At 46.1% G+C, this 16,518-nt stretch carries 16 protein-coding genes; 2 read left to right on the top strand and 14 right to left on the bottom strand.

What is annotated here, in order from left to right; genetic code table 11:
- Positions 1 to 100 precede the first annotated feature (100 nt).
- From VM640_RS02960 to VM640_RS02935, 6 genes are all read right to left on the bottom strand, one after another.
- Entirely contained in the window at positions 101 to 688 is a 588-nt protein-coding gene (locus VM640_RS02960) for a lysophospholipid acyltransferase family protein (RefSeq protein WP_325389764.1), read from the bottom strand.
- A gap of 1 nt (position 689) precedes the next feature.
- Positions 690 to 1,364 carry a (d)CMP kinase gene (cmk, locus tag VM640_RS02955; protein WP_325389762.1) on the bottom strand — a complete coding sequence of 225 codons (675 nt, stop codon included), beginning with the start codon at positions 1,362 to 1,364 and terminating at the stop codon, positions 690 to 692.
- A gap of 205 nt (positions 1,365 to 1,569) precedes the next feature.
- Positions 1,570 to 2,343: a Ni/Fe-hydrogenase, b-type cytochrome subunit gene (gene cybH, locus VM640_RS02950; RefSeq protein ID WP_325389760.1), complete on the bottom strand. Its 774-nt coding sequence runs from the start codon at positions 2,341 to 2,343 to the stop codon at positions 1,570 to 1,572.
- Positions 2,344 to 2,358: 15 nt separating this feature from the next.
- On the bottom strand, positions 2,359 to 4,071 hold the full coding sequence (locus tag VM640_RS02945) for a nickel-dependent hydrogenase large subunit (RefSeq protein ID WP_325389759.1): 1,713 nt from the start codon (positions 4,069 to 4,071) through the stop codon (positions 2,359 to 2,361).
- A 3-nt stretch (positions 4,072 to 4,074) separates the two neighbouring features.
- Entirely contained in the window at positions 4,075 to 5,157 is a 1,083-nt protein-coding gene (locus VM640_RS02940) for a hydrogenase small subunit (RefSeq protein WP_325389758.1), read from the bottom strand.
- A gap of 159 nt (positions 5,158 to 5,316) precedes the next feature.
- Positions 5,317 to 6,027 carry a CPBP family intramembrane glutamic endopeptidase gene (locus VM640_RS02935; protein WP_325389757.1) on the bottom strand — a complete coding sequence of 237 codons (711 nt, stop codon included), beginning with the start codon at positions 6,025 to 6,027 and terminating at the stop codon, positions 5,317 to 5,319.
- Between the two features lie 91 nt (positions 6,028 to 6,118).
- On the opposite strand from VM640_RS02935, the gene VM640_RS02930 reads away from it, so the two are divergent.
- On the top strand, positions 6,119 to 6,484 hold the full coding sequence (locus VM640_RS02930; protein ID WP_325389755.1) for a hypothetical protein: 366 nt from the start codon (positions 6,119 to 6,121) through the stop codon (positions 6,482 to 6,484).
- Between the two features lie 458 nt (positions 6,485 to 6,942).
- Here the strand turns inward: VM640_RS02930 and VM640_RS02925 are convergent, their stop codons facing one another.
- From VM640_RS02925 to VM640_RS02890, 8 genes are all read right to left on the bottom strand, one after another.
- Positions 6,943 to 8,682, bottom strand: coding sequence for an L-lactate permease (locus tag VM640_RS02925; RefSeq protein ID WP_325389753.1), 1,740 nt, complete (start codon positions 8,680 to 8,682; stop codon positions 6,943 to 6,945).
- A 550-nt stretch (positions 8,683 to 9,232) separates the two neighbouring features.
- On the bottom strand, positions 9,233 to 10,531 hold the full coding sequence (gene aroA, locus VM640_RS02920) for a 3-phosphoshikimate 1-carboxyvinyltransferase (protein ID WP_325389751.1): 1,299 nt from the start codon (positions 10,529 to 10,531) through the stop codon (positions 9,233 to 9,235).
- Positions 10,532 to 10,537: 6 nt separating this feature from the next.
- The gene (locus tag VM640_RS02915) at positions 10,538 to 11,419 is read right to left on the bottom strand and encodes a prephenate dehydrogenase (protein ID WP_325389749.1); all 882 of its coding nucleotides are present in this window, start codon (positions 11,417 to 11,419) and stop codon (positions 10,538 to 10,540) included.
- The gene (gene aroF, locus VM640_RS02910; RefSeq protein ID WP_325389747.1) at positions 11,419 to 12,450 is read right to left on the bottom strand and encodes a 3-deoxy-7-phosphoheptulonate synthase; all 1,032 of its coding nucleotides are present in this window, start codon (positions 12,448 to 12,450) and stop codon (positions 11,419 to 11,421) included. The genes VM640_RS02915 and aroF overlap by 1 nt, the downstream gene beginning before the upstream one ends.
- 52 nt (positions 12,451 to 12,502) lie before the next feature.
- Positions 12,503 to 12,880 (bottom strand): chorismate mutase, encoded by a 378-nt coding sequence (gene aroH / locus VM640_RS02905; protein ID WP_325389745.1) that lies wholly within the window; start codon positions 12,878 to 12,880, stop codon positions 12,503 to 12,505.
- Positions 12,873 to 13,313: a HutP family protein gene (locus tag VM640_RS02900; RefSeq protein WP_325389743.1), complete on the bottom strand. Its 441-nt coding sequence runs from the start codon at positions 13,311 to 13,313 to the stop codon at positions 12,873 to 12,875. The genes aroH and VM640_RS02900 overlap by 8 nt, the downstream gene beginning before the upstream one ends.
- A 200-nt stretch (positions 13,314 to 13,513) precedes the next feature.
- Entirely contained in the window at positions 13,514 to 14,008 is a 495-nt protein-coding gene (locus tag VM640_RS02895) for a hypothetical protein (RefSeq protein ID WP_325389741.1), read from the bottom strand.
- Between the two features lie 40 nt (positions 14,009 to 14,048).
- Positions 14,049 to 15,308: a BaiN/RdsA family NAD(P)/FAD-dependent oxidoreductase gene (locus tag VM640_RS02890; protein WP_325389739.1), complete on the bottom strand. Its 1,260-nt coding sequence runs from the start codon at positions 15,306 to 15,308 to the stop codon at positions 14,049 to 14,051.
- Positions 15,309 to 15,444: 136 nt separating this feature from the next.
- On the opposite strand from VM640_RS02890, the gene VM640_RS02885 reads away from it, so the two are divergent.
- Positions 15,445 to 15,759, top strand: coding sequence for a hypothetical protein (locus VM640_RS02885; protein WP_325389737.1), 315 nt, complete (start codon positions 15,445 to 15,447; stop codon positions 15,757 to 15,759).
- Positions 15,760 to 16,518 lie beyond the last annotated feature (759 nt).

Raw genomic sequence — 16,518 nt, 5'->3', positions numbered from 1 at the left:
TTGACCCTCCTTAAGTTTCGCATGACGAATACTTTCGCCGCCTTCGATGAAAATCCTTCATATACAGTATAAATTACCCTCTCCGAGAAAAATCATACCGTTAAGTAAGGGAATCTAAAGCTTTCATAATTTGCTCAGTAACCCACTCTCTACGATTCTCAACTCCTACAGGAATCTCCATCTTTTCCTGAGTTAGCGGAGAACCAATCACAACTTTAAGTTTGCCCCAGCCCTTAGTTAAGAGATGCTTTGTTCCAGAAACTTTAACCGGTACTACAGCCGCTTTCCCTTTATCCATCAGAAACGCCACGCCGGTTAAACCCTTTTGAAGTTCGCCTGTTTGAGAACGCGTGCCTTCGGGAAATAACCCCAAAACTCTTTGTTCTTTAAGTACTTTTAAGGATTGCCGAATCGCACTTGTATCTACCTGCCCCCTTTTTACGGGGAAAGCACCACAGCCGCGGAGAATTGGACCCAAGAAAGGCACCGCGAACAATTCCTCTTTGGCCATATAAGAAACCTGACGTGGGACGCTACAGGCAGCTACAACCGGATCCCATAAGCTGACATGATTAATCGCCAGAATAACTGACCCCTCAGCAGGTAGATTTTCGATTCCTTTTATTTTCCACCCCATCAATTTAAACTGAAGCCGAAACAACCCTCTGGCAAATTGATATAGACTCATCTTAACCCTCCTTAAAGACGAGGGTTAAAGCGATAATCTGCTCCACTATTTCTTGGATGGATAATCCTGTCGTATCGAGAATAAGCGCATCATTAGCGGGCACAAGTGGGGAAACTTCACGTTCTGAATCCTGTCTATCCCGCTTTTCCATATCCTGTTGCACCTCGATTAAAGAGACCTCTCTGCCAGAGTTGCAGAGTTCCAACCAGCGTCGATGTGCTCTTTCCTCCGGTGAAGCGGTTAAAAAGATCTTAAGATCCGCCTCAGGTAAAACAATGGTTCCTATATCTCGTCCATCCATAATGACCGCACCACGTTCCGCTTCCTGACGTTGAAGCTGGACCAGGCGATCACGGACTACGGGATAAGCGGCGATCTTCGATACCGCTCGGGAAACCTCAGGACTGCGGATGGCTTCAGTCACCTCTTCTCCATCGCAAAAAACCCGGCGTGCCTCCGAATGTTCCAAAATGATCTCAGTCTTCTGGACCATCTGTCCTACTTCTTCTTCTTGATCGATTGGGATATTCGAGCGCAGGCTTTTTAACGCAATTGCGCGGTACATTGCACCCGTATCAACATAGAAAATTCCCAAACGCTTAGCTACTGCCTTGGCGATAGTGCTTTTACCTGCTCCTGCTGGCCCATCAATTGCTACTTTTATTTGTTTCTTCACGTTTCCTACCTCAGTAAAAATCATAGATATTTCATTATACCATAATGTCCCAACCCTAAACAATCAATGGCTCCAATTTTCGGCTCCATATTAGACCTCCTATAAGAAAGGGATCTAGCCCAATGCTAAATCCCAAATTCTTACCCGAATTCTTAATTGAAACAAGATCTAAAGCAATTTTCCTGAGATAAGCCCTCCTTTGGATCTACTCCTTTGTTAAGTGATTTTCTGGAGACTCCTGAGTGGACCCTTGCGTAGACTCCTCAGGTTGCTCTTGAAGAGACGGAGACTCTGCTACCACAAGTTCAAACTTATAACCATTGATTATCGAGGAGACGGTTCCATCATCATCGAGTAAATCCTGACGAAGGACCATATAGAGATGCCCTAGCAAGAAAACGGCGAAGCCCCAGGCGAAAAGATGATGAAGGTTTCGGATTTGATACTCTCCGCGAAAGGCTGGAGCTAGCCAACCCAAAAGTTTTTGCCAGATTCCTTCAGGGTTACTTCCTCCTCGCATGGCGAATCCGGTTAAAATCATGAACCCTCCTGCAACCCAGACAAAGAAAAAATACATGAGCTGGGCAAGAGCATTATGCCCCAGATAGACGGTATGTTCACGGGTTATGAACGAATAATACTTAAACGTAGCCAGAGCATCTTTCCAGAAACTCCTACGCCAGAGCTTCATTTTTGAATATTCATTGCCTGGCCAAAACCAATAAAGCCTGACCAAGAGATTAGCCGTAAAGATAAAGGCGAAAAGTCCATGCCAGTACCTCATGGTTCCCATGAGAAAGTTTCGAGTGGCTTCTCCCAGGCCCCAATTAAAAGGATCCCCAATGTAAAACCCCGTCACAAAAAGTACAGTTATCGAAATCGCATTAATCCAATGAAATAAACGAACAGGCAGTTCCCAGACATAAACCTGTTGCCGACATATGCCCTGCACTTCCCTGTGAAGTGTGGATCCAGCCATCTTCATTCCCCCTTGCTAGAGCACTCTAAATTGATTGATCTTTTCCTCAGCAGGATCAATTAAGTGAATAGAACAAGCTAAGCACGGGTCAAAAGAATGGATCGTACGGAGAATTTCTAAGGGTTGATCCGGTACTGCCATCGGCGTGTCCAGTAAGGAAGATTCGTAAGCACCCTTTTGCCCATCTTTGTCGCGGGGAGAGGCATTCCAGGTCGTCGGCACTACCGCTTGATAAGAGCTGACCTTGCCATCCCGTATTTTAACCCAATGACCTAAGGCTCCACGAGGAGCTTCACAGAATCCAATCCCTTGAGCTTCTTTGGGCCATTTCGATGGATCCCACTTTTCCCCATTAAAGGTCTGGCTATCCCCTGCTTTAATATTAGCAATCAGATCGGCATAGAGTCCTGAGAGCTGATCAGCGCAGTATTTCGTTTCCAGAGCACGCGCTAAGGTTCGTCCTAGGGTCGAGAACAAAGCATTCAAAGGGAGATCCAAACGTCCTAAAGCGTCGTTCATGAGACTCTTCATTCCTGGATTTCCTCGAGCATAACCGATCACCATCCGTGCCAACGGTCCGACCTCAACGGCTTGACCCTTCCAACGCGGCGTTTTAATCCAACTATAACGTTTGTTCTCATCAAGATTTTGATAAGGCGGCTTCGGACCATCATATTGAGGATCTGTTCGGCCCTGCCAAGGATGTAAACCTGCTTGCAGATCGTCATATTTATACCAAGAATGCGTAACGAATTCCTGAATCTGCGCAGGGTCCTTAAGATCGACATCATATACCTTTGTTAAATCCCGATTTAAAACGACCCCATCGGGAAAAAGGTAACTGTCCTTTTCTCGGACATCTATTAAGGGAACTCCCCCATAGGCGAGATAATTCGCAACCCCTCCACCCCATAGATCTTTCTTATAAAAGGAAGCAATGGCCATAACATCTGGGAGATACACTTGATTGACAAAAGTTACCGCTTCATCAATCTTGGCTTTAACCAAATTGAGTCGTTCCATATTAATGACATCATTGTCATTTAAGTTGATGGTACAAGCCATCCCGCCCACGAGGTAATTGGGATGTGGGTTCTTTCCACCAAAGACAGTATGAATTTTAACAATTTCTTTTTGCCACTGAAGAGCTTCCAAGTAATGCGCAACACCCACAAGGTTTACTTCGGGCGGTAATCGATACGCAGGATGTCCCCAATACGCATTCGCAAAAATCCCCAGTTGCCCACTATCAACCAAGGTTTTAACTTTAGCCTGAACCTCTTTGAAATAGCCTTCCGAATTGGTGGGCCAGTTGGAAATGGACCGGGCAAGCGCGCTGGCTTGAGACGGATCCGCTTTCAACGCACTCACGACATCAATCCAATCAAACCCATGCAAATGGTAAAAATGGACGACATGATCCTGGATAAATTGGGATAGGGTCATAATATTCCTAATGAGATTGGCATTTTTAGGAATCCGAATAGCAAGGGCATCCTCCACCGCCCGAACAGAGGCGATGGCATGGATATGAGTACACACCCCGCAAATTCGCTGCACAAAAGCCCAAACATCGCGTGGGTCGCGGTTCTCCACAATTTTTTCGATCCCTCGGAATACTGTACCGGAACTAACTGCATCGATAATCTTCGTCCCTTCCACCACAGCCTCGACCCGAAGATGTCCTTCAATCCGAGTCACTGGATCGACCACAATTCGTGTTGCCATGAGCTACTCCTTCCTCTTCTCGGACTTTTCTTTGGACTTTACGAGTGCGGTGGCCGTTCCGTGAACGGCCACACCAAGGCCGGCTACAGCCAAGACGGCTTTTCCGATCTTATCCGGATCTTTACCGATAGCATCATTCGGAATCTCGGCCAGATGTGTGTAAAAGGGTGTATTATCATAGAAATTATTTTCTGAACAGCCGATACAAGGATGACCTGATTTTATCGGATAACTAACTCCATCATTCCACTGCGTTATGGCACAGGCATTATAGGTAGTAGGACCCTTGCACCCCATTTTATAGAGACACCAGCCTTGTTTCGCTCCAGCATCATCAAAGGCCTCGACGAACTGTCCTGCATCAAAAAATGCGCGTCGGTTGCAATTGTCATGAATCCGGTGCTGATAAAACGCCTTCGGACGACCTTGATTCGTCAGCTCAGGAATCTCCCCGAAGGTAAGATAATGTACGATGGTTCCGATAATAACCTCTGAGATGGGCGGACAACCTGGCACATCAATGACGGGCCGATTTTTGACCACCCGGCGCACTGGTACAGCTTGAGTAGGATTGGGATAGGCACCTTGGATACAAGCGTTAGTAGCACAGGATCCATAAGCAATGACCGCAATGGCTCCCTCGGCCGTCTCTTTCAGGATGTCTTCCGTGGTTCTTCCCCCAAGTGTGCAGTATACTCCCCCATCGCCGAGTGTTGCGCTTCCCTCAACCACAAGCAAGTACTTGCCCTGAAAGTCTTTCATGGTTTTAACTCGCACAGCCTCAGCTTGTGCCCCAGCGGCAGCCTGTAATAGCTCCATATAATCCAAGGAAATCATGTTAAAAATCAAATCCGCAATCAAAGGATGAGCAGAACGAATAAAGGATTCTCCACAACAGGTACATTCCTGAAGATTAAGATAAATTACGGGTAAACGTGGCTTATTTTCTAAAGCTTGGACAATCTTCGGTACCTCACTCGCATCCAAGCCAAGCATAGCTCCCATGAGTGCGCAAAACTTTAAAAAACTTCGTCGTGAAACTCCCCGACTACGAGCCCAGTTATAATAGCTGTTAGCTTTAGCCACGAATCTTCCCTCCTTGAAGCAATTGCAATAGTTTTATTAGTTTTTAGCTCTTGAGGATAATTTATGCGTAATAGTCGATAATTCCCAAGTAAGTTTATCAATCTCTAAAAAAAGAAACCGGCAGACCCTCACGTCTACCGGTTAATCTTTCAATCATTCTTATAACCCACCTGATATAGCCACTAACATCAAAGCAACAACGTTATTCAGAGAATGCATAGCCATCGAGGGATAAAGTGATTTATGTTTATCATATAAATAAGCTAATGCTAACCCCAAGACAAAACGGGGAAAAAACCCATACGCTTGGAAATGTAACGCCGAGAAAACGATGGCGCTTAAAATAGCCGAAGTCCATTTTCCCAAATAGGATTGTAGCCCCCGAAAAATCACGCCTCGGAAAAGAGTTTCTTCAAAGATCGGGGCTAGGATTCCTGCAAGGAGGAGATTAAGAATAAAGGTCAGTGGAGTAGCATGCCCCAAAAGCTTGGTATAAACATCTGTATTCGGCGGTGTTATCCCTTTTTGGACGAGAAACGCACCATAAAAAATATTCAAGATCCAGGTAAGGGCATAAATTTTCAAAACACTTCCCCAAAATTTGCTCAGCTCTATTTTATTCCACCCATAATCCGGCCATCTCCAGTTGCGGACGCGGCTCAAAACCCAAAGCAAGAGAAAGAACATCAATTGGGTGAGAAATCCGTTAATGTATAGCAGGATTCTTTCATGCGGCCACCAGCTCGCGATCCAGGCAGTCCCGATACCTAAGATTATAAAAAGACCAATTATGCCAGCAAATGCAATTACGAGATCGATCCAGCCCAAACGTCGCTGAATATTTTGATCTTCTCGCTCTTTATCCGCCATACTTCTCACCTTTCCAAATCCAAGTCTCAGGAGTGCCAGATCCACTCTGAGTATATACTAACATAGAATTGAAGTCTAAGGAGGCAATAGCATGAACATTCACGATTCCGTCGAGGAGGAGAATTCTTCTTCAACGACTCTGCAAGTTTTTCATCGGCAGCTAAGAGTTCCCATTAAATCCTATCTGACCGCAGTTGAAGAATTCACAGATCCTTGGGATGAGCGAGCTTATCAACAATTTATTCATCACTATTTGCAAGAACTCGGAGATCCCGGAATTATCGGGATGGTCCGTCAAGAGCAAGCTGGGATTTTCTGCTCTTCGATGCATCAGTTCGTTACCCTGTTACAGACTAAAAGGAATAAAGAAAACCCGGCTTTCGCCGAGCTTTGCGATAAAGAAGACTTGGCCAGCGCCAAAGCGATGGCCTTAGTCGCCTTATCCTGCCGGACTTAACTTACTTGCATCGTAGGATAAAGAAGACTTGGCCAGCGCCAAAGCGATGGCCTTAGTCGCCTTATCCTGCCGGACTTAACTTACTTGCATCGTAGGATAAAGAAAACTTGGCCAGCGCCAAAGCGATGGCCTTAGTCGCCTTATCCTGCCGGACTTAACTTACTTGCATCGTAGGATAAAGAAAACTTGGCTAGCACCAAGCCCTAGCGAAGGTGGTAGCCCTAGTTGCCTTATCCTGCCGGACGTAAACACTTGCATCGTAGGATATAGAAGACTTGGTCAGCGCCAAAGCGGTGGCCTTAGTCGCCTTATCCTACCGAACTTAACCGCATTCATCGTAGGAAAACGAAAGCCGCTGGTTGCACTTATGCTATCTGCCAAAAATTTATACTTTCTGTTAGTACAAAAAAAGGTTACCCTCCTTGAAGAGAGTAACCTTTTAAAGCTAAATTTAGATCTTATTTAGTAAACGGTACTTGCATCCAAGGCCAGATATAGGCTTGAGCCCAGACCAGGGCACTCAGCAAGATGGCTAAAGCAATGCTGTGCGGAAATACCTTCCGGAAAATCGGACCAACTGCAGCCATTCCTTCTTCATGCGTATCATAACAAGCTACCGTCGAGACAACAATACTTTGGGCATCAATCATTTTACCCATAACACCACCGGTGCTATTCGCTGTAACAATGAGTACAGGGTTTAAGCCAAGTTGATCTGCCGTGATATGCTGCAAACTTCCAAACATGGCATTAGACGAAGTATCACTACCCGTAAGAAATACGCCTAGCCAACCTAACATTGAAGCAAAGAACGGATAGGCAGTCCCTGTTTTTGTGAAGGCCAGACCCATAATAGCATCTGTACCTGCATAACGCGTTGTGTAGCCTAACCCTAGAACCGTACAAATCACCGTTAGGGGAACACGTAACCGGGTGAACGTGATTCTAAATATTTCTTTCCACTGCTTGGCCGTTACTTTAAGGACAAAGATTCCGCCAATAAAGGCGGCTACCATCATCGCCGTTCCGGCAAACGTCAGGAAATTCCAAGTATAAAAAGCAGATTCTATTGTTGGTTTAGGGGATACCGGCGCAGTCCGGTAAACAAGTCCTTGCAGAAAGGGAACAGGGATTTTAGGAGCAAAAATTCCATTGAAAAAAACTTTAAAGGAAGTTTGACCCCATGTAAATACTGCAATCGCCATTAACACCCACGGAGACCATGCTTTTACAAGTTGAGAAGTTGTGTACTTACGAATTACTAATTTCTTATGGGCCACGCCTGTGGTCGCCGCAGTTTGATTCTCACCCGCATCTTCGTGGGTCATAATATGCTTGGGTTGCCAAACTTTCAAGAACAGAGCGGTGGCAACCATACTGACAATACCTGCACCGATATCAACCAATTCAACGTTTCCGGCTTGTGACATGGCAAACTGAGTAATCGCAAAGGAAAGACCAGAAACCAAGGTAGCCGGCCAAACTTCAAGGACATCCTTGAGCTTTCCTTTGTCCATGTAGACCAAGGTCGCGACCAACCAAAAAGGAACGATTAATGAAAAGAAGGGTAACTGGCGTCCGGCCTGCATGCTGAGTAGGCTAGGATCAATTCCTGAGACCTGGCCCAGGGTAAGAATTGGTGTACCAATTGATCCCCAAGCCACTGGAGCAGTATTCGCGATCAAACAAATGACCGCTGCCGTCATCGGTTGGAAGCCAACTCCCACCATTAATGCACCGGCAACCGCTACCGGTGTACCAAAACCGGAAGCTCCTTCCATGAACGCCCCGAAACTAAACGCAATCAGTAACGCTTGCAGCCGGCGGTCCGGAGAAATTGACGCTACTGTGTTTTTAACAACTTCAAATTGACCGGTAACGACCGTCATCGTATATAGAAAAATTGCACCAAAGACAATCCAGCCAATTGGGAAAAGCCCATTTGCGGCACCGTAAGTAAAGGCAGCTATAGCAGTGGGAACGGGCATATGCATCATGAAAACAGCAACTAAGATACCTACGAGTGCAGCCGCAATGGCAGCATAAGGAGCGAAAATACCCAACTGACGGCGACCTTGCTTATCCTTGTGTGGATGCAGAGCTAATAAATAAAGCAAGACAACAATCGGCAGCGCGGCGAGAATCGTCGATAAGACAACACTCCCTGTGGGGTTATAGTTTTGATAATACTTCTCCATAAAAAATCTCCTTCCAAAATCCCCTTCTGAATTGTACTTGGACAAAGCTCATAAAAATAGTTATAAATGCATGAACGAACTCTTATTGCCTAAATTCTCCCCGTCTTATACTCCTTTCCTTCTCAATTTTGCTTTGCCAGCTATTACAGCAACAGACATGTGCCCTATCTGCTGGTTAGGCCATGAAGTTATACTTTTACAGAAAATTGTGTTTTGAACGTATATTCTAATTTCTACATACAATAAATAATTCCTTCTTTTCTGATTTAGAATTATTAAATTATTTTAAATATTTGGTTTCATCATCTTCTAATTATTTTAGTCATTCCTTTTCAAGTCTAGAACTCAAAGTGATATAGGAGAAATTATTCGACATGTACTTCTAAATTCCTGTATAATTTTCCTAATATTTTTAATATTATCTATGCTGTGACTTTTCTGTTTTATTTATAATTAGAAACCCAGGGGTGTAAGAAAAGCCCTCGCTTAATTCAGGCGAAGGCTTTTCAAGAGATTTTTATATCCACAATCTTAAGTTCAATCGGTCATTTTAAGCACGCGTTAATTTTCTAATCGATGGTAAAAACTCAGGGAAAGAGACGTGTGCAGCTTCAATTCCCTCAAGACTTACCCCATTTTCGGAAAGAAGCCCTGCAATTGTCCAGGCCATAGCCAAACGGTGGTCGTTATGACTTTGTGCCTGACCTCCGAGAAGTCTGGGCTTACCTGAAATCCTCATTCCGTCTAGGAGTTCTTCAATATCTGCACCCAGAGATTTCAACCCTTCGGCCACTGTTTTGATCCTGTCACTCTCCTTGACCCGTAATTCTGCTGCATCCCGGATCACGGTTTCGCCCTTGGCAAGACTGGCGGCAACAGCTAAAACAGGAACTTCGTCAATCAGGCGGGGAATAATCTCTCCTCGGATTTCAATTCCATGAAGTTCTGCCGGTCTCACCCGTAAATCAGCTCTTGGTTCCCCACAGACCTCAGCGTAATTCTCAAGTTGGATATCTGCCCCCATCTTGAGCAAGACATCCAAAATGCCCGTACGCGTCGGATTGACCCCGACATTTCGAAGGAGCAATTCTCCTTTTGGCATCAGGCTGCCAAGGACGAGGAAAAAAGCGGCCGAAGAGATATCTCCAGGCACGGACACGTCCTGACCGTTTAATCTTCCACCCCCATTGATTTTAACTTGGGTCCCTTCACTCAAAACCTCTACTCCGAAGCCGCGAAGCATGCGCTCGGTGTGATCTCTGGAAAGGGCAGGTTCAAGCACCGTTGTTTCCCCACGAGCCCTAAGTCCTGCTAAGAGAATCGCAGATTTAACCTGGGCGGAAGCAACTGGAGTCTGAAAATTGCCCCCCTTTAAATCCCCGCCCCGAATCGTCAAAGGAGCGAAATTTCCCTCCTGCCGGCCAAGAATCTTCGCGCCCATTTGGACTAACGGTCCAGTAACTCTCTTCATCGGCCGCATACGGATGGATCCGTCACCTGTTAAGGTTGAAGAAAAGGGGCTGCCTGCGAGTATACCCAAAAAGAGACGTAAAGACGTCCCGGAATTCCCGACATCTAAGATATCCTGAGGCTCCGTCCAGTTCTCCAGTCCTTGCCCCTCAATCCAGAGTTCTGTCTCGTGACGTTCCCAAGTCACCCCGAGTTCTTTTAGACAACTAAGTGTGCTTAAGCAATCCTGACCCGGAAGAAAATTCGTAATATGCGTTTTTCCCTGAGCCATTCCCCCAAATAGTGCTGCACGATGAGAAATGGATTTATCGCCAGGAACTGTTATTTCGCCGTTTATTTTTCGTTGCGGATGAATAAAAATTCCTTGTGTTTCGGTCATGGATACTTAACCTCCTAGACTTTGTCTCACCCCATGAGCTTTGCGAAATGTTTCGGCTATTGCTTCCCCATCTTTTTCTTCAAGCCAAGTCCTGAGTTCAGCTAACTTACCTTCCCACACATCTAAAGAGGCTAAAACTGCTGGAGCATTACGAATCAAGATTTCCTGCCACATTTCCGGGGAACTTTCGGCAATACGCGTCATATCCCGAAAGCTTCGTCCTGCAAGTTCTAAAGAAGAAGTTCCGGAGGGAGATTCTTCTAAGACGGATAATGCCAGCGCCACCGAAAAGAGATGCGGAAGGTGGCTCACTAAAGCAACTTGAAGATCATGTTCCTCAGGATTACGTATAACTACAGTAGCTCCCACTTGGCGAAGAAGTGCCGTAAGCTTTTCCACAACAGATTTAGGACAGCTCGCCATTGGAGCAAGTACATACGGATAATTCCTGAACAGTTCCGGATGAGCAGCTCGAACCCCAGACTTCTCCGAACCCGTCATCGGGTGTCCACCCACGAAATAAACGTTAGAGCGTGAAATCCCGGTTTGGCAGATTTCGGTTTTGAGACTTCCCACATCCGTAATGATAGCTCCCTCACTAACCCTCTCAGCCGTACGAGCTAATCCCTCAGTTAAAAGATGGATTGGTAAGGCTAAAATGATGAGGTCTGCCTCAATCTTGTCCGGCCATTCCGTCCTTCCTTCTTGAATCCAGTTCTTTTGCTTAGCCCAACGTAGGCTTTCTGATTCGACATCCAAAGCGCTGACTTTCCATCCAAGGTGAGAAAGTGCTGCCGCCCAGGATCCCCCGATCAAACCGAGTCCGATCACCCAAGCTTGAGGCCTTCTCTCCCCTCGCCAGCCTGGAGCAAAAAAAACGTCATCCATTACCTTTCCCCTTCCTTAAGGATGGGACGTTCAATGGCTCTGGCAATTCGATCGAGTTCTGTCATCATTTCCTGGAAATTTGGAAGAGTCAAGGATTGTTTCCCATCGGACAGAGCTTTATCAGGCTGTGGATGGACCTCAACGATTAATCCATCCGCACCCGCTGCAATTGCAGCCTTCGCCATCGGAGCGACAAGCTGCCAGCGGCCGGTTCCATGACTCGGGTCAACAATAACCGGTAGATGAGAAAGGGCATGGAGGGCAGGAACCATGCTTAAATCGAGCGTATTCCGAGTGTAGTTTTCAAAGGTACGAATACCGCGTTCACAAAACATGACCTGATTATTTCCGCCGTTCAGAATATATTCTGCAGCCATCATCCATTCTTCTAAAGTAGCCGAAGGACCTCGCTTTAGAAGAACTGGCTTATCGATTTTCGCCACTTCTTTAAGAAGATTGAAATTTTGCATGTTCCGGGCACCGATCTGTAAAATATCGGCATAGGAGGCAACCAGCTTAACATCCCGGACATCAACAACCTCGGTGATGATAGCTAAGCCTGTTTCTTCCCTGGCTTCTGCTAAGAGTTTAAGCCCCTCCTCTTCTAGACCCTGAAACGCATAGGGCGAGGTTCTCGGTTTAAAAGCGCCTCCCCGCAAAAACGTAGCTCCTGCTTCTCTGACCGCATGTGCTGTTTCGAGAATCTGAGAACGGCTTTCCACACTACAGGGCCCAGCCATGACATGAATTTGGGCCCCCCCGATTTCATGTTCCCCAATTTTAATGACTGTATCTGCAGGTTGAAATTCACGACTTACCAGTTTATAGGGCGCAAGAATTGGAACTACTTTCTCCACCCAAGGTAAGGCTTCTAAATCGAGTTCTTTCAACCGGCTCTGATCCCCCACTGCACCGATAATTGTTCTTTCTACACCTTGAGAAAAATGCACCTTAAATCCTTCTTGGACGAGTCTCTCCTTTATTTCTTGGATTTCTACCTCATTTGCACCCTGCTTTAGAACAATAATCATTTTCTACTACCCCTTCCTACCATCCTACATGATCAATAATTATTAAGAATTGCTATCTACCCATCTCTTCGGCTTGCTTAAGGTCTTCACGCAATTGAATGGCATTACGTAAATAAACGTGATGTACTTCCTGCTGTGATTTTTCCGTATTGACATGTAATAACACGCGGATACAACGCGTCAATGCTCCTGGCACTGGGATTTCCGTACAACAAAGCAGCGGGACCTGTTGCCATCCGAACGCTCGTGCACTCGAAGCCGGAAAGGCTGCATTTAAATCCGGAGTCACGGTAAAGACAGCACTAATAATATCTTCAGCCGAGAGGGAGTTTTCCTTAACAATAACCTGCAGCATTTCCTTCGTAGCGCTTTGAATCTGGTCAACTGAATTTTCGGTGACTGTGATAGCACCACGAATTCCTCTAACCATTTCTTAATTCATCGCTTTCTCTCGGTGCAGCCCGATGACCTAGCCCCACGGCAACTTCGTCCAAATGCAATAGTCCCACACCGAAAAATACGGCGACACTTAAATGTTCACTTCGACGAGCGACCCCAATTTTCCCGCCGATATTTAGGCCCATCGCTTTGGGCATAATCTGACTTAAGGCTTCACGAGCAGCTCCCGCAACTGCTCCCTCGTCAACATGGGTTTCCAGAATCACACCTTCACGTTTCGCTGCCACGACTGCACGTTCAATGATCTTTCTAACAGCGCTGATATACTCTCCGCCATAATCGACAGCGACAGTCTTAATTCCTTGTTTCGTAAAAAACTCCTTGAGATGTACTTCTTCTTCACGGCTCTCCGTCATGGCCATTCGCAATGCAGCTTCAGCTACTTTCTTACTTTCAGCAATCATCTTACTTCCGCCTTTCGAAAACGTCTTAAACGTACAAAAAGACCCCATGTAGCGGCGCCTTTTATGCTCACATCCACCGTACCACCATCCTTCCTATTAATTTGCAACCAATCTCCGATAATAACCATTTTCTTGCCCATCCTACAGAACATAACCCAGTGGTTATGTTGATAGCATTATAGCCCTTCGTGTTCTTTTTTTCAAGGAGAAACGCGAAGGGTTTGCACATTCTTTTCCACGAGGAGACTTTGATTCAAGCGTGGTTCGTGGAGTTGGCCATCTCGCCCTGTAACCTGAACACGGACGATCTGAGAGCAAGATGTCCCATCGAATTGCAGAGTTCCGGACTGAGCTGTAATTTCTAACTCGCCCCGGGTTAAGGTCCCAAGTAATTTACCATTCTGAAGGACACGAACCGGTGCTGCTGGTGTCGCTTTCAAGGTTATCTTCCAGGTCGGTGTCATAGTTTTATTCCCGCTCAATTCCGGAGTCACTATCCCCGAAGTGGGTTGAACATCGAGCGGGGGAGATTCAACTTTCTGGGCCATCGCGAGGTAAAAATCAACCGGATCCCGGGCCAGGCCGAGCCCAATTTGCGCTACAACCAAGAGAACAGTCGCTAAGACCATAAAACGGATTAAACCCCGTTCAAAATTTATTCTAACGCGTTGTATTTTCCTTCTAACAGGGCGCATACCTATCACCTCAAAACAGTGTATGCGTTTTTCCTTGGAATCAGACCGAAGCTAAAGTATACTTTGCCGCAGCCCGTCCCGCACGATACCCCATGGCAAAGGCCGCTTGCAGGTTATACCCTCCGGTTGCTCCGTCGACATCCACGACTTCACCTGCCCAATAAAGCCCAGGGATGAGTTTCGAGGCTAGGGTTTTCGGATCAATTTCTTTGACATCCACTCCACCTGCTGTAACAATCGCCGAGGCTATAGGAAGAGTCCCCATTATCGTTAGTTTTAAGGTTTGTAAAAGTTGAGTCAAACTTTTTCTCTCCTCACGTGTGATCTGATGAATCACGCGTTCAGGCGGAATTTGGGAAAGTTGAATGATCACCGGAATCAAACTTTGCGGTAAAAGATCATCCAAGGCGTTTTTAAATTGTTTATTACTGAATTTCTGAAAATCTCGCTGTAGCCTAAGATCAAGCTGTTCTGATGTAAGCGCTGGTTTGAGATTGATTTGAAGTTCGACCTTTTCTCCTTGATTAATCGCTTCACCGGCCCAGCGACTTAAGGTGAGAATAATCGGACCCGAGACTCCGAAATGGGTAAAGAGCATTTCTCCAAATTCTGTTCTTTGTTTTTTCCCACCATACCATAACGAAGCTTCAACATTGCGAAGGGATAACCCCTGCACCTCTTGAATCCATTTCTCCGCAGTTCGCAGGGGAACCAAAGAAGCTCGCGGGGAAATGATCCGATGTCCTAATTCTTTAGCAAAACGATAGCCATCTCCAGTCGAACCCGTCCCAGGATAGGAACTTCCTCCCGTACATATGATAACAGCATCAGCCTTGACAACGGACCCATTCGTGAGCTTGACGCCTTCAATTTTTCCATCCTTAGTGAGAAGTTTTTCTACCGTCTGATTCGTCCTTATCTCCACTCCGGCATCATCGATGAACTGTAATAACGCTTGGACAACTGCCTCCGCGTCATCAGAAACCGGAAACACACGTCCACCCCGTTCCACTTTACTTTCAACACCATAGTGCGCGAAAAACTCTCTTAACCTTACATTATCAAATTCTCGCAGAATTCCATTCAGAAACCGTCCGTTGCCCGGGTAATTACGAATGAAATCCGAGACATTTTCGTCGTTGGTTAAATTACAGCGTCCTTTACCCGAAATAGCAATTTTACGACCTGGTTTTTCCTTCTTTTCAAGGAGCAAGACCTTAGCCCCTTCGTTTGCGGCTTGTCCGGCGGCCATCAGTCCAGCTGCCCCCGCACCAACGATAATTACATCTTTTACAGTCATACAATTTCCTTCCTTATCAAAGCGCTTGCTTAAATCAGTCTATCATACTCTTTCTTTGGGGTAAAACCTCTCCCCTTTTTGCCCTGTTTTTTTCTTTATGGTATATTAGGGTTAATCTAAAATAGGGAGGAAGAACATGGAACTTGATGCCCGTTCTACTTTAATCGCACAAATCTCGGCTGCTGTTGCAACCAATGCTTTAGCTGCCTTACGCGCCTCAGTTACGGATGCTAAGGCACTAGGAATGGTCCCAGAAGAAATTCGTCAAATTGTGAAGACTGCTCAAGAAGTCCAGGCGCAACCCCTTGCCCATGCTCAGCATTTAATCGACCAACTTCTACGGGAACCGATCCGTAAACCCGAAGAACATGTTCATGTTCATGACCATGGCAATGACCATGGCAATGACCACGTCCATGGCCCCAATTGTAACTGCGGAAACCACTCTTAAGTTATGCTAGAATTTTACCAACTCTCTTTTGGTCTGGATTGTACTTTGGCTGCCGCTTACTCATCAGGACATGGCTTTCAACCTCCCGATTTATTGCCTCGCAGGTCTCTGGAGTTCTTTCGGTGCACTTTACCTCTTTCGAAGGTTGGGTTGGGAAGTAAAGAAAACCCGGCTTTCGCCGAGCTTCAGCGATAAAGAAAACTTGGCTAGCACCAAGCCCTAGCGAAGGTGCTAGCCCTAGTTGCCTTATCCTGCCGGACATAAATACATGCATCGTAGGATAAAGAAAACTTGGCTAGCACCAAGCCCTAGCGAAGGTGCTAGCCCTAGTCGCCTTATCCTGCCGGACATAAATACATGCATCGTAGGATAAAGAAGACTTGGCCAGCGCCAAAGCGATGGCTCTAGTCGCCTTATCCTGCCGGACATAAATACATGCATCGTAGGATAAAGAAAACTTGGCTAGCACCAAGCCCTAGCGAAGGTGCTAGCCCTAGTTGCCTTATCCTGCCGGACATAAATACATGCATCGTAGGATAAAGAAAGCCGCTGGTTGCACTTATACTATCTGCCCCAAAATTGCCGGGTAGAAGTGGGCGATTACTCCCCCACAACCCCCAGTCGAGTAGCCCATGGGGATTTCACCCACAGGCTCTCACGGAACCGTACGTGAATCTCTCGATTCATACGGCTCTTGTCATTCAACCATTACGGCACCATTCCGAGAGCCCAATGCGGAAACATTTTAGGTTCTCTTTT

The sequence above is a fragment of the Desulfitobacterium sp. genome, assembly GCF_035539115.1.
In the GTDB taxonomy this organism is placed as follows: domain Bacteria; phylum Bacillota; class Desulfitobacteriia; order Desulfitobacteriales; family Desulfitobacteriaceae; genus Desulfitobacterium_A.
This window is presented reverse-complemented; position numbering and strand designations above follow the sequence as displayed.